Below are 23,388 nucleotides of genomic sequence, written 5' to 3'. Positions count from 1 at the left end.
CACTTAGGTACAGTTTATGCACAACAGAATCCTCATACCACTTGAATTCGGTCACATCGGTCAACCATTTCTCGTTTGGAGTATCGGCATGGAATTTGCGAGAAAGAATGTTTTCTGCGATGTATTGAGGATTCTTCGCACGTCTGGTGCAGCCGTGGCTGCGGTATTTAATGGTGGATTTAATGCTCTTCTTTCGGCATATCCTAAGGATACGCTTGTCATTTACATGAATGCCGTGGTCGTGCCGAAGGTCATCGTTTATGCGGCGATAGCCCTTGTCCGGGCGTTCATTGTGGATTTTTTCCACCAGTTCAGCAATGGCTTTGTTTTCCCGAATCCTGTCGCTGATCTTCCCAGCTGCCCATTTGTAATAGGCTGACCTCGATACATTCAGCAAATTACACAATTCATCTATGGGATAATCTTTTTCCTGATGGCAATCCCGTATAGCCTTGTAGGAACGAAGACGCCTTACTTGTCCAAGAATTCCCCCCTCTCCAATTCGTTCAATTTTTTTAACAGGTCACGCTCCATCTCAGCCATATACAGCTGATGTTTCAGTTTTTTGATTTCAATCTGAGCCTTTTCCAGTTCCGTGCGGGGCGTCTGGTCTTTCTTACGCCTGCCACGGCGGTCTTCCAGACCGGACTCGCCAAGTTCTATGTAACGCAAAGTCCAAGTCCGTACCTGTTGGTAGCTTACCTTGTATTTCTTGGCTATTTCGACGTAGTTTTTATCTGAAGCCAGGCATTCCTGGACGATTTGCAGGCGTTCTTCCTGTGTGGTGTTGCGTGCTTTGCTCATGTAGCTTCCGCCTCCTGAATGTTTTCTGGAGTTAAATTCTCCATGAGCATTATACACCCTTATCCAATCTCGCAACTGATATTTGTTATGGATAGCATATTTGCGACATATATCCCGCAAACTGCCTTCACCATTCAAATAACTGATAACGGCCCGAGTTTTGAGTTCTGCTGTATAAACACGATTGCGTTCACGCGACAAAAAAGCTGAGGGGCCCTCAGATTCGTACTGATCTATCCAATCGCTAATGGTAGTGATATCTACTTGTAATAATGCTGCTGCTTCACTACGTGTCATTCTACCTGAGAGGCATTTCTGGGTAACTCTGGTTTTCTCTTCTGCTGTTGCTTTTTGCTTATGAGGCATGAAAAACTCCCCCTATGATGACAGTTTTATTTTTTACTGTCTCTCATAAGGGGAGCATATCAAACCAGAGGGATTAATTGCCTTGTCATTAATTAAATTTCCATGATGATTGGCAAAATCATCGGACGACGACGCGTCTTCTCGAAGAGATAACGGCCGAGGGCATCGCGAACATTGGATTTGATTGCGGCCCACTCCTTGACGCCTTCATCCTCACAGCGGTCAAGCGCCTGCTCTACACGAGCCTTGGCTTCGTCCATCAGCGCTTCGGATTCGCGAACATAGACAAATCCGCGGGATACGATATCCGGACCAGCGACGACCGTATTGCTGGCTTTATCCATCGTAACGACGACAATCAGGATACCATCCTGCGACAGCTGGCGGCGATCGCGCAGGACGATGTTGCCGACATCACCAACACCGAGTCCATCGACCATAACCATACCAGCCGTTACCTTGCCGGCAACCGTGCCCTTATCACGGGTGAACTCGAAAACCGTGCCATTCTCACCCATGAAAATATGGTCTTTCGGCATGCCGAGACTCTGCGCCAATTTCGCATGCTGTACCAAATGATGATACTCACCATGAACCGGAATGAAGAACTTCGGACGCACGAGATTGTGCATGAGTTTGAGTTCTTCCTGGCTCGCATGACCAGATACATGGACGCCCTTATCGCGTCCATATACGACATTTGCGCCAAGACGCATGAGATTGTCAATCGTCTTGGAAACCAGTTTTTCATTGCCCGGAATCGGCGTTGCCGAGATGATGACCGTATCATCCGGCACAATCGTAACCTTGCGATGGTCCGAAGCCGACATACGCGTCAGCGCCGACATTGGCTCGCCCTGACTGCCCGTAGTGACAATGACTACCTGCTCGGAGCGGAAGTTATTGATTTCATCGATATCGATAAAGGTTCCTTCCGGACAAGTGATATAGCCAAGTTCAAGCGAAATATTCACGACATTTACCATGCTGCGTCCCAAGACAGCAACCCGACGCTTATAGCGCACAGCCGTATCTACGACCTGCTGAATGCGGTGAACGTTCGAGGAGAAAGTCGCCACGATGATGCGACCGCGAGCATTGTGGAACGCCTTGTCAAAGGATGCTCCTACCGTGCTCTCGCTCGGCGTATGACCGGCACGCTCGGCATTCGTAGAATCTGCCATCATGAGCAGTACCCCGCGGTTGCCAAGGTCTGAGAAGCGACGGAAATCCGTCATCTTGCCATCAATCGGCGTATAGTCCAGTTTAAAGTCCCCCGTATGAACAATCATGCCCACCGGTGTTTTAATGGAAAGACCGACGGCATCTGGAATTGAATGATTGACACGGATGAAGCCAACACTGAAGCAGCCCACATTGATAATGTCGCCCTGCATGACCGAATGCAGGTTGCTAGAATCGACGCCGTTCTCCTTGAGACGCCCCTCAAGGATTCCCAGCGTCAAACGCGTACCATAGACTGGTACATTGATCTGTTTGAGGACATACGGCAGCGCGCCGATATGGTCCTCGTGTCCATGAGTCAGAACAATCGCCTTGATTTTGTCGCGATTCTCCAACAGATAACTGATATCCGGAATAACGAGATCGATGCCCAGCATATCTTCTTCTGGGAACATCAAGCCCGAATCAATAACGAGAATCTCATCATCCACACGGACAACGGTCATGTTTTTGCCAATCTCCCCCAGACCGCCTAAGGGAATAATCTGTAGTTTTTGTGCTCCTTTAGCCAAAAATTACACCTCCAAAATATTATTTTATATCTATTGCAAGACGCAATTATAGTCCGAACAAAAGTAAAAAATGAAAATACTTCGTGTCCTAAAACACGTATCCGATCAAATCATTCTTTTCTATTTTAGCATTCCGCCTTTGATTATGCAACTGGAAAAGCTGGCACATTGTTACAGGATTACAAATTCCTTAAAAACAGCATCCATCATGAGTCTGCAAATATATTATTAGTCGGTATTGTGTGATAAATATTATTCATAGTATAATTATTTTGTCAAAAACATTTAATATAGGAGGTTTTATCATGTTAATTGCAGGAGCAATACTGGTAATTCTCACGTTCGTACTGATTGTGAAAAAGTACGAAGCCCGATTGGTGCTTTTCTGCGCTGGTCTCATCATGTGTCTGATTGGCGGCCTTCCCGGCGATGTTATGAAGGCCTTCACGAAAGCCATGGTAAACAACTCGCTGGTCCCGACAATCTGTACGGTCATGGGTTTCTCTTACGTCATGAAACTCACCCATTGTGACCAGCATTTGGTTCAATCCATCTCCACCGTTCTGCACAAGGGACGCGCACTGCTCGTTCCGCTGGCCTTCCTGCTGACCTGGTGGATCAGTCTGGCGATTCCTTCGGCATCGGGCTGCGCAGCAGCCGTGGGAAGTATCCTTATCCCCACCTTGATTGCTGCCGGCGTCCATCCGGCTATGGCTGCCGCTACGGTACTGGCTGGTACTTGGGGCAGTGCTATCAGCCCGGGCAATGCGCACAATCCATTTGTTGCTGACCTTGCCGGCACGGATATGATGACTGTCATCATCAACGAGACTCCGGCTGCTATCCTCGCATCGATTGCCTGTGTCATTATGTTGACGCTTTACGCCATGCTGCGCAATGAAGGTGCCTCGGATAAACGCAGCCAGATTTATCTCGCCAAGATGCAGGCGGATGAAAAACTCAGTTTTGAAGATTTCAAGGTCAATCCCATTCACGCGTTGGTTCCACTGGTTCCCTTGTTTCTCTTGATTTTAGGTTCCAAACAGATTGGCATCCTGCCAGAAATCAGCGTACCGCTTTCGATGCTCATCGGTGTCATTCTTGGTCTTTTGGTCACCTGGAGCGATGCGCAAGAAGTTTGCCGCAACTTCTTCAAAGGTATGGGCGAAGCCTATAGCGATGTTATCGGTCTTATCGTCTGTGCCAGCGTGTTCACGACTGGTATGACGGCCGTCGGCCTTACGGGCGCGCTCACCGACCTCATGAAAGGCTCTTCTTCGATTGCAGCGGCCGCCGGCACGTTTGGCCCATTCTTCATCGCTGTCATCTCCGGCTCAGGCGATGCCGCGGCCTTTGCCTTTAACGGTGCCGTTACCCCATTTGCCGAGCACTTCGGTATGACGATTATGGATTTAGGCTCACTAGCACAGATTGCTGGTGCCATGGGCCGCTCGATGTCCCCAGTTGCCGGCGCCGCCATCATCTGCGCTGGTCTTGCCAAAGTCAATCCGATTGAAGTATCCAAACGCAATGCACTGCCATGCCTGGCTGCAGCTATTGTGCTGATGTTCCTGCTCTAAAGCAGGTTCCCCTAGAAAGGAAGTCTTTTCATGTCTGACACGATCAATAAAGCCCGCGTACTTGCCGAGTTTCTCGAACTCGTACAGGTACGCTGCTCTACCCACGACGAGCGTGAGATTGGCAATATCCTGACCAAACGCCTGACGGCACTTGGCGGTACCGTGCATGAGGATAACGCCGGCGAAAAACTCGGCGGCAACTGCGGCAACCTCGTAGCGGATTTCCCGGCCTCGGACGAAGCGCACCGCAAAGTGCCAATCATCATGCTTACGGCCCACATGGACTGCGTCGAACCCTGTGCTGGCGTTCATCCCATCCGCGAAAACGGCATCATCCGTTCCGACGGCACGACAATTCTTGGCGGCGACGACAAAGCCGGTGTCACAGCCATCCTCGAAACGTTACGGCAGCTGCGCGAGCAAAAGATTCCCCACGGCCCACTGCAGGTCGTCTTCACGATTGCTGAGGAAAACGGCGTCCACGGCTCACAGAATCTTGACACGAGCCTCCTGCATGCCGATATCGGCTACACGCTCGATACGCATAATCATCCCGGCTGCATGACGTTCATGGCTCCAGGCAAGAACCAGCTGCATATCCGTATCCAGGGTAAGGCCGCCCACGCTGGCGTCGCCCCTGAGGCTGGCAATAATGCCATCATCGCTGCGGGAAAATTGCTGGCTACTGCTCCGCAGGGCCGCATCGACGAAGAGACAACCTGCAACGTCGGCAAGATTGTCGGTGGCAGTGCCACCAACGTCGTTGCCGATACCTGTGACATCTACTACGAGAGCCGCAGCCGCAACAAAGAAAAACTCGACAAGATTACCCAGGACATCATCGACCACTTCACTCAAGGGGCTGCCGCCACGGGCTGCCAGATTACCGCCGAGGTAAGTCCGGACTACGGCCCCTACGAGCTCGCTAAGGACTGCCCCGCCATAAAGCTTGCCAGCCAGGCTGCCAAAAAGCTCGGCTTCCCGGTAAAATTGGAAGAATCCGGCGGTGGCTCCGATGCCAACCACTTCAACACCTACGGTGTCCCCACGGTCGTCCTCTCGGTCGGCATGGAAAACTGCCATACGAAGGATGAATACATCGAAGAAAAAGACCTCTACGATGCCGCCCGCTGGGCCTTGCAGATTGTTGTAGAGGGAGCAGCCTTAAAGTAAACGAATTTTATTTGCCAAAAAGGACTGGGAAAAAAAACTTTATATTGGCATAAAAATATAGAAGCCTCCATAAGATGGATTCATCTACCTTATGGAGGCTTCTATGAATTTATCCACGCACTTTCTACAAATTACAGTTTGCAGGGGAGTATTACCCAGTTCGTATTCGAGGCAAGTCGCCGGCGGCGGGGCCCCAGTACCAACGCTCCACCGGTGACAACCCGCTACAAGAAATTTTTGCCTTTTAATTAAGAGTTGGAAAACAGTTAAACGCGCTTCGCTTGGACGAAACTGCTTTTCCAACGAGAACGCAGGCAAAAATTTCTTGCTTCACGCGGAACGTCAAGGCTACGCTTATGGTACTGGGGCCCCCGCCGCCTAGGTTAGAGTCGGCACGAATTGCTGCGCCCTCGGAGGGGGGGTAGCCCTGCGAAACTCGCCACATCCTCAGCCGCCGCTAGGGGCAGTGCCATAAACGAAGCGTTTGATGTTTTTCGTGAAGAACGAAATTTTTATCCTCACTTTTCGTCGAAAAATTGCTACCGTTCAAGCGAAGCGCGTTTTGCAACTTTTTCGATGCTTAATTAAGGATAAAAATTTCGTTTAGAAAAACATCTCCCGCGTAGTGTTGGCACTGCCCCTAGCGGTGGCGAAGAGCTGCTTCGAATAAGGCTACTCTAACCGATAAACTGTAATTTCACAGCCCCTTCGTATTTTTTATGTCTTTGTTGCTACTGACCTCTTGATAGACGCGATAACAGGAACGGCCGCAAGCTTTGGCTGCATACATCGCTTCATCACTATGATTCATGAGCACTTCAATGGGTACCGGCTTTTCCTCTGCATAAGCAATACCTGCGCTGACCGTTAAGCCTTTTAGGCCTTCATCCTGCTGATAAACAGCCACTAATTGCCGCATAAAGGCCCGCAAGCGTTCCTCCGTCTCTCCATGGTCTACTCTTCCTGTAAGCACCACGAGAAATTCATCGCCGCCCATGCGGACATTAAGCGCATCCGTGAACTGACTTTTTAAGACTTCGGCAAAAATCAAAAGCGCCGCATCACCGGTTTGATGGCCGAAATTGTCATTAACCGCCTTAAAGTGATCAAGGTCTAACGAAATCAGCGAAAACATGGTGTCGTCCGAACATTGCTGAATATATTCCGTGAAATGGCGCCGATTGGCAAGGCCCGTCAACGCATCATTTTGGGCCATGCGCAAGATGATACGCTGGTTGTCGTATAACTTCTGATTCATTTCATTCATTGCCCGGCTCATAGCGCCAAATTCATCATTGCGCTTCAAAAGCTCCTGCATCTCTGCTTCAGTTTGCGCATCCATCTTGAGTTTGCCGTTGCCAAGCTCACGCATTCGCTTGGTTGCCACCTGAATGGGATAGCCCAAACGGCGGCCGACAACGATTGCCAATAGAACGAATAAGATTTCGAGCAGAACGATTCCCGTAAGCATGCGAATGACTTGTTCCTTCATATTCTGAACAAAAGCCTTTTCACGCTGAGCCACACGGCGATCAATCTGATCGAGCCAAATCCCCGTGCCAATCACCCAATGATAAGGAGAAAATTCCATCGTATAATAGCGCTTGGGCAGCGGCTCCCGAAGACCAGGCTTGGGAAACATAAAGTCCGAAAACCCACCGCCCTGCTTAGCCTGCTCAATCATCTCGCGGATGTAATAGTTCCCCTCGGGATCCTTGGCATCAATCCGCAATTTGCCCTCCGCATCACTGCCAAGCAAAACAACATTAACTCCCTGATCGGTGTCAATGGTAAAATACCCTTGCCCGTTATCATAACGCATATTGCGAATGAGATCCGCCGCCCGCTCCATGGCCTCCTCCTGGGTAAACTCCCCCCGAAGCTGCGCCTGATAGCAATTGTCCACGACACTTAAGGCCGAATGGGTCTGCCACTCGAGCTGAAGCTTAGCGCTTTCTTCCATGTCCCGGCGGTATTCTGCAATCAGGCGGTCGTTTTCCTGCACCGCACCATAAATACCACAACTGCCCAAGGCCAGCATCGTCAAAAAAGAAATGCCAATAAATATTGTTGTCAACCGTGATTGTATGGATTTGAACTGCATCATCGAAATCCTCCTGGCCGCTAAAATTCACACAGAAAGACACGAAAAATAACTGCCTAGTGAATAAATTTATTATACCCTCATTGAATCCGAGAAGTCAAAACGATTCCGCTTCTGTAGTATAATGGGAATATATCAGCATAAGGCAGGTGTAATTTATGAACGACTATCTTATCAACCTTTCCTTCCATTGGGCGCCACTAGCCTGCGTTTTCTTAGCAGCCTTCCTGCAATCCATCACGGGCTTTGGCCTCGTCATCGTCGCAGCGCCGCTTTTAATGTTCTTCTACGATCCCAAGCTCGTCATCCCCATCATGATTCTATTGGCTACCTGCGGCAACATCGCCCAGACCATCCTGCTGCATCGCGAAGCCAAATGGAAGCTTATCGGCTATCTGCTGCTAGGCGCCATTATCGGGCAGCCCCTTGGCTATCAGATTTATGCCATCATTCCCGCCCACTATCTGAAAATCCTCATCAGCGTCGTGATACTCTTCTCGCTGACCATCATGCAGCTGCGCAAGCAGCAGATTGCCATCAGCCCCCGCAATACACTGTTCACCGGCATTGCCGCTGGCACCATGGCCATGACCACGGGCATGGCGGGGCCGCCCATCATCATGTACCTTACCAGCACCGCCATAACCGCTCGGGAACTGCGAGCCACCTCCATCGGTTTCTTTTTCTTCTCCAACCTGGTATCGCTAACGACCTTTACCCTTGGCGGTGTGGACCTTTTGCCAGCATTAAACGAATTCACCTACCTATTGCCTGGCTTAGCCGGCGGCATCCTACTAGGACAGCTGACCTTCCGCTTCTTTCCTGTCCCCATCATCAAGCGCATCATCTTCACGCTATTATACTTCACTTGTTTCTATACCATATACCGCGTTATCATCACCATGTAAAAACGGCTGCCCACCAGTAAGTCCTGTGGGCAGCCGTTTTATGCTATGCGATTTTATTCTTCATCCAGCGCCATGACGCCGTAATGCACTTTGCTGTATTTGCCGCCTTCAATGCGCGTAAAGCCCAGCCGTGCAAATTCGCCGCTGCGCGCGTTTTCCTTGAACACGACGCGGTGGCGGGCCACGCGGCGCGCCTCCTCGATATGTTCGGGCGTAAGCGCCGCGTGATTGGCCACCGTACGAAGCGGCGTAAGGCTCACACTGTCCATCAAAGGATGGCGGAACATCGGATCAAAGTAGACCACATCCACCGATTTATCGGGCTGGCCTTTCAAATAGTCCAGCGAATCCATGCAGACCGTTTTGACACGGCGCATAGCCTCGATGATGCGCCAGGTATCGCCAGAAAAATGCGAAAGCCCACGGCTCACGACGGCCTCGATAAGAGGCTGCGATTCCAGTCCTGTGACACTGCCCTCAGGACCGACGACGAAGCTGGCGACAATCGAGTCGGCGCCAAAGCCTAACGTGCCGTCAAGCACAGACATACCAGGCTTTAAATCCATAGCCTCGGCCATGCGGTCGCCATCGCCCTTGCGAATATTCTTGAGGCGCAGATGCGCCATATTCGGATGGAAGAACAGCTCGCCCTGCGGCGTGTCGAGCACCAATAAATCCTGCTTCGCCACGAGGACAAACTCCACGTGATAGCGTTCGCGCACTTCATCGACCGATAGACGCAAACGCGGCGCATAGGCAATGCCGAGTTTTTCGGCCGTCGCCTTGGCCAGCGCAATCGACTCGTCATTCCATTTGCGCGCCGTCGTAACTGCCGCCGAAAGCTTAGTATCTGTCATAGTCTCTCCCTTTATCAAAAGCCAAAGCCTGTCCGTTTGAACATCTTGGCCAAATCCTCACTGGAAAATTTCAAAATCGTCGGCCGTCCATGCGGGCAGGTATACGGGAACGGCGTATGCGAAAGCTCCTCCAAGAGGATTTGCATCTGCCGCAGATTGAGTTCCTCACCAGCCTTGATGGCAGCGCGGCAAGCCGTCGTCGCCAGGCAGTGCTGGCGGATTTCCTTGGCCGTCGTCTCATGCATCTCATTAAGTCCCGTAAGGATTTCGCGGATGATGTCCTCCGCCTCGCTGACCGGCACATCAGCCGGCACCTCCATAAGACGGTAATCCAAATCTCCTGCCGACTCCATGTGAAAGCCTAGCTTGGCAAATAATTCTTTATTCTCCTCGACGAGCGCGGCTTCCTTGCGGTCAAAAGTCAGCAGCTGATGTACCAAAAGCTGCTGGGACGGGATGCCATCGGCCATCGCCGATAGCTTGTCAAACAAGATGCGCTCGTGTGCCGCATGCTGGTCGATAAGATAGAGTCCCTTGGCGTCTTGTGCGATGATATACGTAAGGTCGACCTGACCAATCGGGATAATCGTGCCATCAGCATCGAGCAGGGCCTGCCCATCGCCATCTGCCTGCGGTGCATTTTCGCCATTCTGATCCGCTGCTGACCAGTCAATTTGACCGGTCAACTCTGACTTGTCAGCTTGACTTGTCAACATTGACTGGTCAGATGTTCCAAAGCTCTTGGTGCTTTCTGCGACCGTTTCCTGTGATTCCACGGCGGGGTAATGCGTCTGCCGTGCCTGCTGAAGCTCAGCCTGAGCAGTGGCAAAAGAAATCGACGGCTGGCTTGCGGACCGATGCACGGCCTCGTAAATCGTGCGCGGAGCACTGTCACGGCTATAAGCTGCCGTGGAAACCGGTCGTGCCGGTTCCGTTGCCGGCACGAAATGCATGGGCTCCATCGTATAGTTGGGCCGCGGCTTTTCCACGACGGCTGCGACTTCGCCGAGCCGGCGGTCCGACGCGGGACGGATGGCGTCGAGCACCGCTTTGTAAACGGCCTTGAAGATAAGCCCCTCGTCTTCGAATTTCATCTCGCTCTTCTGCGGATGAACGTTGACATCAATCGTGCGTTGTGGCACCTCAATCTTGAGCACGGCCAGCGGAAACCCACTCTTGGGAATCAACGACTTATAGGCGTTGTCGATGGCTTTGGCTATCGCACGGTTCTGGATAATGCGGCCGTTGACGATGCAGGTCTGCCAGCCGCGGCTGCTCTTGAGCAGCGACGGTTTCGTGATATAGCCGCTGATTTTGACTTCTTCACTTTCCAGGCTCAATGCCAATAGCGAATCGGCGACATTTGCGCCATAGATGGCCTGTATCGTATCAAACAGATTGTCATTGCCTGGCGTCACAACCGACACTTTGTTGTTGTTGATGAAATGGAACTCGATATCGGGCCGCGACAAAGCGAGTTTTACGATAAAGTCGTTGATTTTCGAACCCTCGGTGTGGTTCGTCTTGAGGAATTTCTTGCGCGCCGGCGTGTTGAAAAATAAATCCTCTACCTTGATGGTCGTGCCGAGACCACAGCCGGTCTCGATGATATCGGGCGTCTTGCCGCCGCTGATATCGACGCGCGTGCCGAGGTCATCGCCCTTTTGACGCGTGAGCATCGTAAAGCGCGAGACCGAGGCAATCGTCGGCAGGGCCTCGCCGCGAAAGCCCAGCGTACCGATGGTATTGAGGTCGCCGACTTCGCGAATCTTACTCGTCGCATGACGAAGGATGGCAAGTTTGGCATCCTCCATACTCATGCCCATGCCGTTGTCGGTAACGCGCATGAAGCTGGTGCCGCCGGCCATGATCTCGACTTCGATACGGTTTGCGCCAGCATCCATCGCATTTTCTATCAGCTCTTTGATGACCGACGCCGGCCGTTCTACCACCTCACCGGCAGCAATCTTGTTGATGGTATTATCGTCCAAAACATGGATAAGACTCATGCCTGTCCAGCCTCCCTCTTTGCCTGCTCCTGCAGTTTGTAAAGTTCATTCATCGCCTCAAGGGGCGTCATGGTCATAACATCGAGTGACAACAAAGTGTCGCTCAAGCTGCTCGCAAACAGCGAGCCCATCATCGCGTCCGCCTCAGCGGCCTTTTCCGCGGGTCTTGCGACCTGCGCAGTCGCCGCGGCTACCTCTGCCCCCTGCTCGGATTCCAGGGCGGCCAGGATATCCTCGGCCCGCTTCGTCACGGCCTTCGGCAGGCCCGCCAGCCGTGCCACATGGATGCCGTACGACTTATCGGCCGAGCCAGCCACGATGCGACGCAGGAAGGAAACCTGCGTACCGCGTTCCTTGACTGCCACGCAGAAGTTCTTGACCTTATCGTCCTCGAGGTCCGTAAGCTCATGGTAATGGGTGGCAAACAGCGTCTTGGCATGAACCTTGCTTTCGATATGCTCGATAACGGCGCGGGCGATACTCATGCCATCAAACGTGCTCGTGCCGCGCCCAATCTCATCGAGAATCACGAGGCTGTCCTTGGTCGCATATTTCAGGATCTGCGCCACCTCATTCATCTCGACCATGAACGTACTCTGGCCGCTGACGAGGTCATCGCTGGCCCCGATGCGCGTAAAGATGCGGTCAACGGGCGAAATCGCTGCCTCGCGCGCGGGGATAAAGCTGCCGATCTGTGCCATCAATGTCAGCAGCGCCACCTGCCGCATGTAAGTAGACTTACCGGCCATGTTCGGGCCCGTAATCAGCATGATTTCGCAGTCGTTATGGTTGAGCCGCGTATCGTTCGGCACGAAGAGATCCCGCGTCAAGATGCGCTCCACCAGCGGATGGCGGCCGTCCTTTATGTCGATGGCGCCATCATTTGTCATGCGCGGGCGCACATAGTTATAGGTGCTGGCAGCCTCCGCAAGGCTCGTGAGCACATCGACAATCGCAATCTCGTGAGCCGTAGCCTGGATTTCCGTCAGCTGGCCCTTGATGGTCTCGCGGACTTCGGTGAACAGATTGTACTCAATCTGCACGATTTTTTCCTGTGCACCGAGGATTTTCGTCTCAAATTCCTTGAGCTCCTCGGTGATATAGCGCTCGGCATTGGCCAGGGTCTGCTTGCGGATATAGCGGTCGGGCACGAGGTCGGTGCCGCTGTGGCGCACCTCGATATAGTAACCGAAGACCTTGTTGTAGCCAATCTTCAGCGACTTGATGCCCGTCGCTTCCTTTTCGCGCTCCTCGATTTCCTGCAGCATGGCCTTGCTGTCATGGGCAATGCGGCGGTATTCGTCAAGCTCGGCATTGTAGCCGGATTTGATGATGCCACCCTCGCGCAGCGAAATGCCCGGCTCCTCGACAATCGAGCGCTGCAAAAGGTCCACGAGCGCATCAAAGGACTGAATGCCCGCCTTGCACTCCGTAAGCACCTGCGACTTGACATTTGCCATATGCTGCTGGATGCCCGGCAGGCACATGAGTGAAATCTTCAGCGCGATAAGGTCGCGGGCATTGGCCGTGCCGACCTCAATACGCGTGAGCAGCCGCTCGAAATCGTGGATTTCCTTGCAATCTGCCCGCAGGCCGCCGCGCAGGGCAAAATCCTGCGTGAGTTCCTCGACCGCATCGAGACGGCGGTTTATCGGCAATACATTCAACAGCGGATACTCCAGCCATTTTTTAAGCAGACGGCTGCCCATGGCCGTCTCGGTGAAGTCGAGCACATCAAGGAGCGTATCCTTCTTGCCGCCATCACGCAGGTTGCGCGTGATTTCGAGATTGCGCAGCGTATACGTATCGATAACGAGATTCTCTGACGCATCAAGATAGGTGAGCTTGTTCAGATGGGTAAGATCCGTCATGACCGTTTCATGGAGGTAGTCCAGAAGCGTTGCGACAGCCTCCCGGGCCTCCTGATTATCGGGCCGCGTCGCCGCATCGAAATGTTGGATGATGCGGTCGTCAACGGCGCACGAAATCTCCTCGCGCAGCGTATACGAGCAATTCGGCAGACGCAAATCGGTAAACTCCTTGAGCGCGTCCATAAAGGACGGCTTGCCGACGACCAAGAGCTCCGGCATCGCAAGGCGGTAGAGCTCATCCAAGAGCATCTGCAGGCGGTTGCCCCCCGTGTAGATGCCATAGAAACACTCGCCCGTGGAGATATCCGCGCCAGCGAGCACAATATCTTCATTCTTTTCATAGACCAGCGCGATGTAGTTGTTCTGCGCATCTTTGAGCGCCGACTCGGAGAGCACCGTACCCGGCGTGATGATCTTGATGATTTCGCGCTTCGTGAGGCCCTTGGCCTTCGGGTCGCCAATCTGCTCAGCAATCGCCACCTTATAGCCGCGCCCCACGAGCTTATTGATATAGGTCTCCGCCGCATGATACGGTACGCCGCACATCGGCGCTTTGTCTTTATTGCCGCTGCGGCTTGTAAGGGTCAGCCCCAGCTCCTTGGAGACAATCCGGGCATCATCAAAAAACATCTCGTAAAAATCGCCCAAACGGAAGAACAAGATGCTTCCGGGATTCTGCTCCTTCGTAGCCAGATACTGCTGCATCATCGGCGTAAGTTCCATGGATATACCTCCGGTCTATTAAACCCGCTCGCCCTTCAATACCCAGGTTTGCGGCTGTGTAATCTTGACATTGATGAAATCGCCCTCCTGCTCATCACCATGAGCAAACAGTACGATCTTATTCGTGCGCGTGCGGCCCGTCCAAGTGTCCGCATCGTTCTTGCTCGGCCCCTCGACCATGACTTCCAGCACCTTGTCCTGGAGCCCCTGATTGATTTCGAGGCTGATTTCATTCTGCAGGGCCATCAGCTGTTCGAGGCGCTGATGCTTGACCTTGTCGTCCACCTGATTTTCCATCGTCGCAGCCGGCGTCCCCGAACGCTTCGAGTAGATGAACGTATAAGCCGAATCATAGCGGATTTCCTTGAGGAACGCGAGCATCTCGGCAAAATCTTCCTCAGTCTCACCCGGGAAGCCAACGATAAGGTCTGTAGTCAACGAAGCATTCGGAATCTCCTGACGGATGCGTCGTACCAAATCCTTATAGCTTTCCACCGTATACACACGGTTCATCGCTTTGAGCAGCTTGTTGCTGCCATACTGTACCGGCAGATGGATGTGCTCGCAGATGTGCGCGCCATCGCGGATGGTGGCAATGACCTTGTCGCTCAAATCCTTCGGATGCGACGTCATAAAGCGCACGCGCTCGATTCCCGGCACCTCGTCGACCATTTTCAAGAGATCGGCAAAGTCGGCCTGCTTATGGTCCTTACCATAGGAATTGACATTCTGGCCCAAGAGCGTGACTTCCTTATAGCCCTGGGCCACGGCCTCACGGACTTCCTGCACGACATCTTCGGGCAGACGGCTGCGCTCACGGCCGCGCACATAGGGAACGATGCAGTAGGTGCAGAAATTGTTGCAGCCGTACATGATAGGTACCCAGGCCGAGAACTTGCCCCCGCGGGCCACCGGCACATCGTCGGGAAGCTCTGTCTCGCCCAGCTGCGTATCGACGATATGACCGCGCTCCCGCTCGATTTCCTGTACAACATGTGTCAGTTCATGGACCTTATTGGTACCAAGCACAAAGTCGATGTGCGGGGCGCGCTTGATGAGCCCGTCACTCTCCTTCTGGGCCATGCAGCCCGTGATGCCAAAGATGAGCTCCGGATTGGCACGCTTCAGATGCTTGATTTCGCCAATCTTGCCATAGACCTTATCCTCGGCCGTCTCGCGCACGCAGCAGGTATTCAGGAGAATGAGGTCGGCGCCCTCCATCTCCTCCACGCGCTCGTAGCCGATGGTCTTTAATTGGCCTTCCATGCGCTCGGCATCACTGATATTCATTTGGCATCCGTAGACGCCAATAAAAGCTTTCTTCATGTAGCTGTTAATCTCCTTACTCTTTTTCCTGTGCTAACGACTCCAGACGGTTGGTCACCAAATCAATCCATTCGCCATGGAAGCCGACTTCCATAAGAAGTTCCTCGAGGGTTTCGATGCGTGGCTGCTCCAGGAACATCAAAACACGCTTCTTCTCGATAGTCCGGTAAATATAGTAGTCCTCCGGCAGCTGCCCCGGTGCCGGGAACACCACCGTGTATTCGTGATACATCTTGTCGTTCATCGACTCGAATACCGCCGTCGACCGGGCCGCATAAGCCTTCCACTCCTCCGGCAATGCCTCGAGCAACTGCTGCAGTCTCGTTTCGATAGCGCCGATCTCCTCGCGATACGCGCGCAAAATCTCAGCTTCCGGCGAAATATCCTCAAGCATGACCGCGCAGATAAAGTCGCGCAGCGCATTGAAATCCGTCAGATTATACTGCAGGAAATCCTCCGGCTTTTCCACCTTTGCCAGCCAATCCGTAAGCGACTTCTCCATCGCTGCCCGCGCTTTGGCCACCAGCAATTCATCGGCACGATGCAGCTGCTCCGACAAATTGACGGTCAACTGCTCTGGATTTTCTGCCCGAAGCACTTCGTTTTGCGCACACGCCCTACAAAGTCCAATCGCCTCATTTGTAAAGGGCTTTCCATCGAGGATTTCCCCCATAACGGGAAAATCCTTGCCTAACTTATCGTAAATGCGGCGCTCCTGTGCCAGTTTGCCCTTGGAATAATATGTCAGCGGACGCTCTTTATATTTCACCACCGACACCTTACCACAGCTTGAACAATGATATTCCTTCCCAACAAGTTTCACCGGGATGTCCCGCTCCGGATTTGGTTTAAAAAACGCATAGGGTACCGTTTCTACAAAGCAATAGTTAAAGACATTCAATAAGTTATCCGTAATCCGGGATGGTTCATTAGCCATGGTGAACAACTCCTCATTCGTATTAATCAGTAATAGTATATTATACCGCTATTGTTCCGGTTTTGCCAACACTTTTAATTTTAAAGATGGTCTTCCAGGAAGCGGTCAAACTCCTCTTCTCCCATCGGCTTCCCATACAGGAATCCCTGTCCATAATGACAGCCGCATGAGATAAGGATTTCCTCCTGTTCCTTGGACTCAATCCCTTCACAAAGCACCCGCATCCCCAGCTCCTCTGCCATCTGTACCGAATGTTTTACCACCGTCCGCATGCGATGGGAACCTTCGGCTGCGACCAATAGGCTCCGGTCAAGCTTCATGACGTCAAAGGGCATGACATTCAATAGCGCCATATCCGAATAACCGCTGCCAAAATCATCAATCGATAGCTCGTAGCCCATCTTCTTTAACGACAGCATCACCGTAAGAGCCGCTTTCTTTTGTTTTGCCCCCTCAAGTTCAAAAGCAGTTTCAGTAATCTCCAACTGAATCCCCTCCGCCGTGCGGAACTGTTTCGTAAGCGCCCGCATCTTCGGCAGGTAATCGGGTTCATTCAGGTGAAGCCGGGACTGATTGACCGAAATCGGCACAATCGGGCGCCCATGCTCCAAGCGGCGGCGCTGAAAGCTAAAGACTTTTTCCAAATTATAAAAATCCAGCCGTGTGATAAAGCCCGTCCGCTCAAACAAATCAATAAACTGTCCCGGCAATAAAAAACCCAGTTCTTTGCTATTCCAGCGAACCAAGGCCTCAGCACCAATACATTTGCGCGTGAGCAAATCATATTTCGGCTGATACCAAACTTCAAACTCCCGCCGTTCTATGGCCTGCTTCATGCAGTTCTGGATATTTAACGCCAACTGCTGGCGCTCTAACAGTTTTTCATCGTAGAACCGCATGCTGTTTTCCGTTGCTTCACTCGCAGCGATTTCGGCCTGCAAAATCGCTTGGCGTATGGTCTCTTCCATAGAAACCGATTGCTTCAAAAAGCTTCCACCGGCTTTAAGCGTGATGCCTACCCGCATGGAACCGACTTCCAGTAGTTCATGCTCATTTATCGTTTGATTGACATACTGCAGCAGCTTCATCTGCTGCTGCGGTGCGGTCAAGACAATCACCTGACCGGCACTTGAGCGCACGCCTACCGCCTGTGCCCAATTCTTAGCATCCCCTACAGCCAACGCCAATTTGCGCAGCGCTTCATCGACAACATGCTGACCATAAACAGCCTCTAGGTATTCCATTCGCGGCAAAACAAACACGACAATCGCGCACTGCTCCATCGTATCGACGGAAATCAGCGACATGCGCTTTACCGCCTCCGCCTCTAACCAAACGCGATTGCGCAGCTGAGTACTAGCATCTCGGAAAAGCATCTGCTGAATCGTTTTTACATGGCGTTGACGCATATACATGAGACGAAGCATGAACAACATAAACACGGCCATAACCAACAGGAACGCAAATAGGGTTTTCCGCGGATGCATATATAACAAAGACCAAATCGAGCGCTCGGCCTCGAGATTCACCGAACTGTCCGTGATCATCTCCCAAATCTTATGCGGACCCATATGCAGGATCTCACGATCGAGAACAGCCAGCAACCGTGCATCGGCATCTTTGGACACGCCAATCGATAACGGATAGGATAACGCCACACCGCCAGTCATCATGAGGTCCGGATACGTTCCTTTCCAAATATAATACTGCGCCGTTACGATACGCACATAGGTGATATCTGCTCGTCCATCCGAAACCGCCTGCAAACAGTCTTCCGGCGAATCACAATATACAAACTGCGATTCTTCATAGCGTTTCTTCAAATGATGGTCTACATGGAACGAATCGCGCTGAACCGCAACACGGGGATTATTCGACAGTGGCTGCCGACGGGTTACACCGGTATGATGCGCCTCGAAGATTGGTGTGGTGATATTCATATTGTGTTTGGCCGCCCAGCCATAATCCGAATATACCCCCAACATAACATCTGCTTCCCCAGCTTCAACGGCCGCAAAAGCTTCTGCCGTCGTTTGAGCGGTGAGAACCTCGGTCTCCACACCAAGGTCCTCCCCAATTTTCTTTGCCAGGGTTGCAAGGATCCCTTTCGCCTCGCCCTCTTCCCAATAGGAATAAGGCCGTTCCCTTGCCGGTACGACGATACGCAGCCTGCCCTTCTCGGACAAATACTGCCGCTCCGATTTCATAAGGATTAACGGCGTACCGCCTTCATTCACGTGATGTTGCCAATAAAGCCGCTCCAAAAGCTGTGGTTCAGCCAAAGACAATCGATCAGCAGCCATATTCAACTGATCCAAGAGCTTCGTATTGCCCTTGCGCACGGCAAAATGAAGGTAATTGCTGTCAAACTCTGCCGCTGGTTCATATCCCTGCAAGCGATTGCCAAACAGGAAACCATCCAACTGCTGCTGGCGATAACTATCGAGCATCTCCTCTGCGGTATGGAAAACCACCGGTTCATAGGAAAAGCCCTCATCCTCGGCCACACGTGGCAAAACAGGACTTTGGAATACTCTAGGCAGAACACCGATCTTCACGGGGCTTCCCCGCCTAACATACGAATCCAAGCTCTTTACCCCGCCACGCAGGAACAACGAGCTATTATTTTTCCCCATCGGCAGCACCGAAAAATCCATCGTTTGGCGAAGTTCTGCCGTCATAACCAGCCCAGGGATTACATCGATTTCCCCATTCGCCAAGCGGCGTGCACACTCTTCCCAGCTTCCCTGGATAAATTCGCACTCCATTCCAGCATAAGCCGCCAATGCCTGCATATAATCGGTGTCCATGCCATGATAGTACCCATCACTATCCTGTACCACATAGCCAGGATGTACATATTGAATCCCCACACGCAGCACCGGGCGCGCCTCTGCTGGCGTTCCCAGAATCACCGACAGAACGACCCCGATGGCGATTCCCCATCTCTTATTCCATTCCATACCATCCATCCTTAATTCTTACTTCTGACAAAAAGCAAGCACGAATCCTTTACATAAAAAAAATCCGAAAGAATTTCTCCTCCGGACTGTCTATTTTATTTTGGAGGCGACACTCAGAATCGAACTGAGGATAAAGGATTTGCAGTCCTCGGCCTTACCACTTGGCTATGTCGCCAAAATAAAAATGGAGCGGAAAACGAGGCTCGAACTCGCGACCCCCACCTTGGCAAGGTGGTGCTCTACCACTGAGCTATTTCCGCGTCAGATATAAAATTGGAGGCGACACTCAGAATCGAACTGAGGATAGAGGATTTGCAGTCCTCGGCCTTACCACTTGGCTATGTCGCCGAAATAATGGAGCGGAAAACGAGGCTCGAACTCGCGACCCCCACCTTGGCAAGGTGGTGCTCTACCACTGAGCTATTTCCGCATAATGGCGACCCGAAGGGGACTTGAACCCCTGACCTCCGCCGTGACAGGGCGGCATTCTAACCAACTAAACTACCGGGCCGTTTTCTTTTCTGCCGCTGTCTCTCAGCGACAAATATTATTATACGGATAAGCTAACCATATGTCAACCCTAAAATTAAATTTTTTTGATTTTTTTACTGTTTTGCTACAATTTCCTGCACCTTGCGGAAAATCGACTGGTCCATTTCATCCAGCGAACGCCACGAACCGCCCTCATTACGCGTCAGGATTTTCTTCCCATCCTGTTTGAACTCGACTTTTATCGGTTTCCCTGCTGTACCATTGCGGAGAACAGCCGTCCACTGCGTGCCATTCTTCGTTCCCGTAACCGACCCGGCAACAATATACGTCTTCGTCCCCTCAAAAGTCATGGCAACGACATCTTCAGCAGGGATACTGCGCTGCACCTCAGCGGGCTTTTCCTCTTTCGGCTGTGCCTCCTCCACTGGTTTTGGCTCTTTTGCCTCCTCCACCGAGGTAACATTGCCACTATCTACCTGAGCATTCTGTGGCATCTGTCCACCATTCCACAGGTAACATCCAGCCGCCACAGCTACAGCTACTACCACACCCAGCATCATGTAAAGACGTTTCTTATCTCGCATTATAGGTTACACCTCATTTTCAAAATTACTATTCCTATTATAAAAAACCTATCTGAAAAGAGCAAGAAGAAGAAAGCCTCTACGATCCGTCATCACAACGATTTTCCATCAACCGGAAATACAATCCCCGCCTGCCTGCGAGCAGCTTCCGCGGTTTCGAGTACCGCCGCCGATACAGCCAGCCCCTCTTTTACCCGATCAAAATCTTTGGCCGCAAAGATTTTGGCAAATTCCTGGAATTCATGAACCATACGATGGCGGTAACGATTCAACTCATAACGTGAGGTCACACCACTGCCACGAAGTCTTAACTCAAAGGACCGCAGTTCATTGGGATTGCCATCAATCCGGATATACCCCTTCTCGCCCTGAATCATCGCATAACCAGGACTATCGGAATCCTTCGCTCCAATGGCCAAGGCAAAAAATTCTGGATATTGCATATTCACCACCCCACTGGTATCAATGCCATTAAAACCGATATTTGCCGTATAATGAACCGATTGCGGGGCGCCGAACAATCCAATGATAAGATTCAGATTATAGATATTGATATCATACAACGCTCCACCGCTCCGCTCAGGATCAAATGCCGGCAGTACTTCTCCCTGCAGATAACGATCATAACGACTGGAATATTGCGAGTAATTGGCAACTACGGATTTTATTTTACCAAGTTTTGGCAAAGCTTCCCGAATCGCAGTGAAGTTCGGCAGATAAAGAAGTGTTACCGCTTCAAACACATAAAGCCCGCGCTCTATCGCAAGCTGCCGCAGCTCTTGCACTTCCCGAGCTGTCGATGCAAAAGGCTTTTCCACGATGACATGCTTGCCCGCGAGCAAGGCTCTTTTGGTGTACTCGTAATGAACGCTGTTGACCAGCCCTACATACACGAAATCAATCGCGGTGTCGGCAAGCAAAGCATCATAATCCGTATAAACTTTCGGTATCGAATACTCTGCCTGAAGTTTTTCCGCCTTTTCCCGACTTGCCGGCCGAGCAAAGATAGCAGCCACCTCAATTTCCGGTACCTGGCAAAGCGCTGGCAACGCCCCTTCCTTTACGATTAACCCGGTACCTAATATTGCCAATTTCATGTCACTCGCTCCCTTGCACATTTTTTGAGCCATAAAACTCCTCTTGATTATACCATGAAACATCGCTCGCTGTATTGTTTTACACCACACCGCTTAATAGTTTTATCGCTCATGGCCCCAGCGATGCCAAAAACACGAAAAGACGGCCGCATGAGCAGTACGACCGTCTTTTCGCTGTGTATTATATTTAGTACCATGTTAAGTACAGGGAAATGCATATCATTTGTGCTTTTCCAGCTGTACTTATTTTTTTATAATGAGAGGGAGTAATTGGACTGGCGATGTTAATTAATTGGGTTGTCTATGTACACATCCGCTCCTAAAATCGTCATCCATCCCCTTATTATGAAACCTTCGATTCAGCAGATTGAGCTCTAACGCTCGTGTAACCAACTAAATTGATCCATGATAAGTGCGGACGGAAGTTACCCTAATTTTATGTATCTGGAGTGATAGCAATGATCAGTGTGGGGATAGATGTCTCCAAAGAGAAAAGTACTATAGCAATCTTCAAGCCATATGGCGAAATTGTTGCCAAGCCATTTGACGTAAAGCATACTAAGGAGGATTTGCAGAGTCTGGCAGCTATGATTAGACATCTCAATGATGAAGTGCGCGTGACGATGGAATCTACAGGCATCTACCATTGGCCAGTTCTGCAGACTTTATTAGCCAATGACATTTTTACTGTTGTAGTGAATCCATATGCCATGAAGCTGTATAGGAAACAGTCTATACGCAAAGGGAAAACCGATAAGATGGACGCTATGGCGATTGCACAATATGGGCTGGATCACTGGGTAAATCTGGAAAGCTTCGAATCGACGCAACCCATATATGATGAATTGAAGCTCTTAGGCCGAAGATATCGCCACTATATGCGTATGCATATAGATAGTTTGCAGGAGCTCACGCATATCCTGGATATGACAATGCCAGGCATAAACAAAGTATTTGCAGGGTGGCAGGAACGTAGTGGCCGAAATAAGGTGGCCGATTTTGCTGCGGAATTCTGGCATTACGATAATATAACCAAAATGTCTGAAAGCCAATTTGTAAAGAACTATGAGAAATGGAATAAAGAAAAGGGATACCGTATGAACGAGACCAAGGCAGTTGAAGTATATACCTTAGCTCGCAACAGTATCCCCACGCTTCCAGTCAACTACTCATCCGCGAAAATGATGGTACAGGAAGCTGTTCGAGTACTCCAAAGTGTGGATGCAACTCTCTATAAAATATTAGCACAGATGAAAGAGCTCGCCAAGAGTTTGCCAGAATATGGTGTTGTGCGCAATATGGGTGGTGTTGGTGATGTGCTGGCGCCTAAGCTGATTGCCGAAATAGGTGATGTACGCCGCTTCCACAGCGGAAAAGCTTTAATTGCTTATGCCGGACTGGATGCGCCGCCTTACCAATCAGGAAAGTTTACAGGGACAGAACGACATATATCAAAAAGAGGCTCATCTAATTTGAGGAAGATTGGATATGAGGTAATGCGCTGTCTAAAATGTCATTCAGCGCCAAATGATAGTCAGGTATACGATTTTATCCTTAAAAAGGAAAAAGAAGGCAAGAATAAGGCCGTAGCAAAAATTGCAGGGCTGAATAAGTTTCTTCGGATCTATTATGCTCGTGTAAAAGAGGTGTATAGAGAAAATGATTATATCCAAAATAGATGTCAGAAAAATCTAACAAGTAAATTAAAAAATAGAAACACAAAAGGCCTCGCATGAGCAGTACGAGACCTTTTGTGCTGTGTATTATATTTTAGGAGCCTGCTATCAGTGTTAAACAAAAAGTGCTTGACAACTGTTAGCAGATTTTAGGAGAGCTT

Annotated in this window: 16 protein-coding genes, 5 tRNA genes and 1 pseudogene; 4 read left to right on the top strand and 18 right to left on the bottom strand. The window is 51.0% G+C overall.

Annotated elements, in window-relative coordinates; all coding sequences use genetic code 11:
- From T504_RS14450 to T504_RS0110660, 4 genes and pseudogenes are all read right to left on the bottom strand, one after another.
- On the bottom strand, positions 1-397 hold a 397-nt coding region (locus T504_RS14450; RefSeq protein WP_197018709.1), incomplete at its 3' end, for an IS3 family transposase.
- A 74-nt stretch (positions 398-471) separates the two neighbouring features.
- Entirely contained in the window at positions 472-804 is a 333-nt protein-coding gene (locus T504_RS14960) for a helix-turn-helix domain-containing protein (RefSeq protein WP_231473898.1), read from the bottom strand.
- A gap of 48 nt (positions 805-852) precedes the next feature.
- Positions 853-1,170, bottom strand: a pseudogene (locus T504_RS15110) (transposase); the annotation flags it as partial.
- A 92-nt stretch (positions 1,171-1,262) separates the two neighbouring features.
- Positions 1,263-2,861 carry a ribonuclease J gene (locus T504_RS0110660; protein ID WP_231473899.1) on the bottom strand — a complete coding sequence of 533 codons (1,599 nt, stop codon included), beginning with the start codon at positions 2,859-2,861 and terminating at the stop codon, positions 1,263-1,265.
- 371 nt (positions 2,862-3,232) lie between these two features.
- On the opposite strand from T504_RS0110660, the gene dcuC reads away from it, so the two are divergent.
- Both dcuC and T504_RS0110650 read left to right on the top strand, forming a co-directional pair.
- The gene (gene dcuC / locus T504_RS0110655) at positions 3,233-4,507 is read left to right on the top strand and encodes a C4-dicarboxylate transporter DcuC (RefSeq protein ID WP_033171060.1); all 1,275 of its coding nucleotides are present in this window, start codon (positions 3,233-3,235) and stop codon (positions 4,505-4,507) included.
- Between the two features lie 30 nt (positions 4,508-4,537).
- Entirely contained in the window at positions 4,538-5,680 is a 1,143-nt protein-coding gene (locus T504_RS0110650) for a M20/M25/M40 family metallo-hydrolase (RefSeq protein ID WP_033171059.1), read from the top strand.
- Between the two features lie 697 nt (positions 5,681-6,377).
- On the opposite strand, the gene T504_RS13965 is transcribed toward T504_RS0110650, so the two are convergent.
- Positions 6,378-7,787 carry a cache domain-containing protein gene (locus tag T504_RS13965; RefSeq protein WP_051635335.1) on the bottom strand — a complete coding sequence of 470 codons (1,410 nt, stop codon included), beginning with the start codon at positions 7,785-7,787 and terminating at the stop codon, positions 6,378-6,380.
- 155 nt (positions 7,788-7,942) lie between these two features.
- On the opposite strand from T504_RS13965, the gene T504_RS0110640 reads away from it, so the two are divergent.
- Positions 7,943-8,692, top strand: coding sequence for a sulfite exporter TauE/SafE family protein (locus tag T504_RS0110640; protein ID WP_033171058.1), 750 nt, complete (start codon positions 7,943-7,945; stop codon positions 8,690-8,692).
- A 53-nt stretch (positions 8,693-8,745) separates the two neighbouring features.
- Here the strand turns inward: T504_RS0110640 and T504_RS0110635 are convergent, their stop codons facing one another.
- From T504_RS0110635 to T504_RS0110575, 13 genes are all read right to left on the bottom strand, one after another.
- Positions 8,746-9,549 (bottom strand): class I SAM-dependent methyltransferase, encoded by an 804-nt coding sequence (locus T504_RS0110635; RefSeq protein WP_033171057.1) that lies wholly within the window; start codon positions 9,547-9,549, stop codon positions 8,746-8,748.
- Positions 9,550-9,563: 14 nt separating this feature from the next.
- Positions 9,564-11,558: a DNA mismatch repair endonuclease MutL gene (gene mutL / locus T504_RS0110630; RefSeq protein ID WP_033171056.1), complete on the bottom strand. Its 1,995-nt coding sequence runs from the start codon at positions 11,556-11,558 to the stop codon at positions 9,564-9,566.
- Positions 11,555-14,152 (bottom strand): DNA mismatch repair protein MutS, encoded by a 2,598-nt coding sequence (gene mutS, locus T504_RS0110625; RefSeq protein WP_033171055.1) that lies wholly within the window; start codon positions 14,150-14,152, stop codon positions 11,555-11,557. Before mutS ends, mutL begins: the two co-directional genes overlap by 4 nt.
- Positions 14,153-14,170: 18 nt before the next feature.
- Positions 14,171-15,478 carry a tRNA (N6-isopentenyl adenosine(37)-C2)-methylthiotransferase MiaB gene (miaB, locus tag T504_RS0110620; protein ID WP_033171054.1) on the bottom strand — a complete coding sequence of 436 codons (1,308 nt, stop codon included), beginning with the start codon at positions 15,476-15,478 and terminating at the stop codon, positions 14,171-14,173.
- Positions 15,479-15,494: 16 nt separating this feature from the next.
- Entirely contained in the window at positions 15,495-16,415 is a 921-nt protein-coding gene (locus T504_RS0110615) for a hypothetical protein (protein WP_033171053.1), read from the bottom strand.
- 80 nt (positions 16,416-16,495) lie between these two features.
- Entirely contained in the window at positions 16,496-19,378 is a 2,883-nt protein-coding gene (locus T504_RS13960; RefSeq protein WP_197018708.1) for an EAL domain-containing protein, read from the bottom strand.
- Between the two features lie 101 nt (positions 19,379-19,479).
- Positions 19,480-19,553: transfer RNA gene (locus T504_RS0110605), tRNA-Cys, on the bottom strand.
- A 10-nt stretch (positions 19,554-19,563) separates the two neighbouring features.
- Positions 19,564-19,638, bottom strand: a tRNA-Gly gene (locus tag T504_RS0110600).
- 14 nt (positions 19,639-19,652) lie between these two features.
- Positions 19,653-19,726, bottom strand: a tRNA-Cys gene (locus T504_RS0110595).
- A 7-nt stretch (positions 19,727-19,733) separates the two neighbouring features.
- Positions 19,734-19,808, bottom strand: a tRNA-Gly gene (locus tag T504_RS0110590).
- Between the two features lie 4 nt (positions 19,809-19,812).
- A tRNA-Asp gene (locus tag T504_RS0110585) sits at positions 19,813-19,889 on the bottom strand.
- Positions 19,890-19,983: 94 nt separating this feature from the next.
- Entirely contained in the window at positions 19,984-20,454 is a 471-nt protein-coding gene (locus T504_RS0110580; RefSeq protein ID WP_033171052.1) for a hypothetical protein, read from the bottom strand.
- Positions 20,455-20,546: 92 nt separating this feature from the next.
- Positions 20,547-21,551 (bottom strand): Gfo/Idh/MocA family protein, encoded by a 1,005-nt coding sequence (locus T504_RS0110575; RefSeq protein ID WP_033171065.1) that lies wholly within the window; start codon positions 21,549-21,551, stop codon positions 20,547-20,549.
- A gap of 458 nt (positions 21,552-22,009) precedes the next feature.
- On the opposite strand from T504_RS0110575, the gene T504_RS0110570 reads away from it, so the two are divergent.
- Positions 22,010-23,287: an IS110 family RNA-guided transposase gene (locus T504_RS0110570; RefSeq protein ID WP_072022736.1), complete on the top strand. Its 1,278-nt coding sequence runs from the start codon at positions 22,010-22,012 to the stop codon at positions 23,285-23,287.
- Positions 23,288-23,388 lie beyond the last annotated feature (101 nt).

This window comes from Selenomonas sp. ND2010, assembly GCF_000702005.1.
In the GTDB taxonomy this organism is placed as follows: domain Bacteria; phylum Bacillota; class Negativicutes; order Selenomonadales; family Selenomonadaceae; genus Selenomonas_A.
Note: the sequence above shows the minus strand (reverse complement) of the source record. Positions and strands in the feature narration are given on the sequence as shown.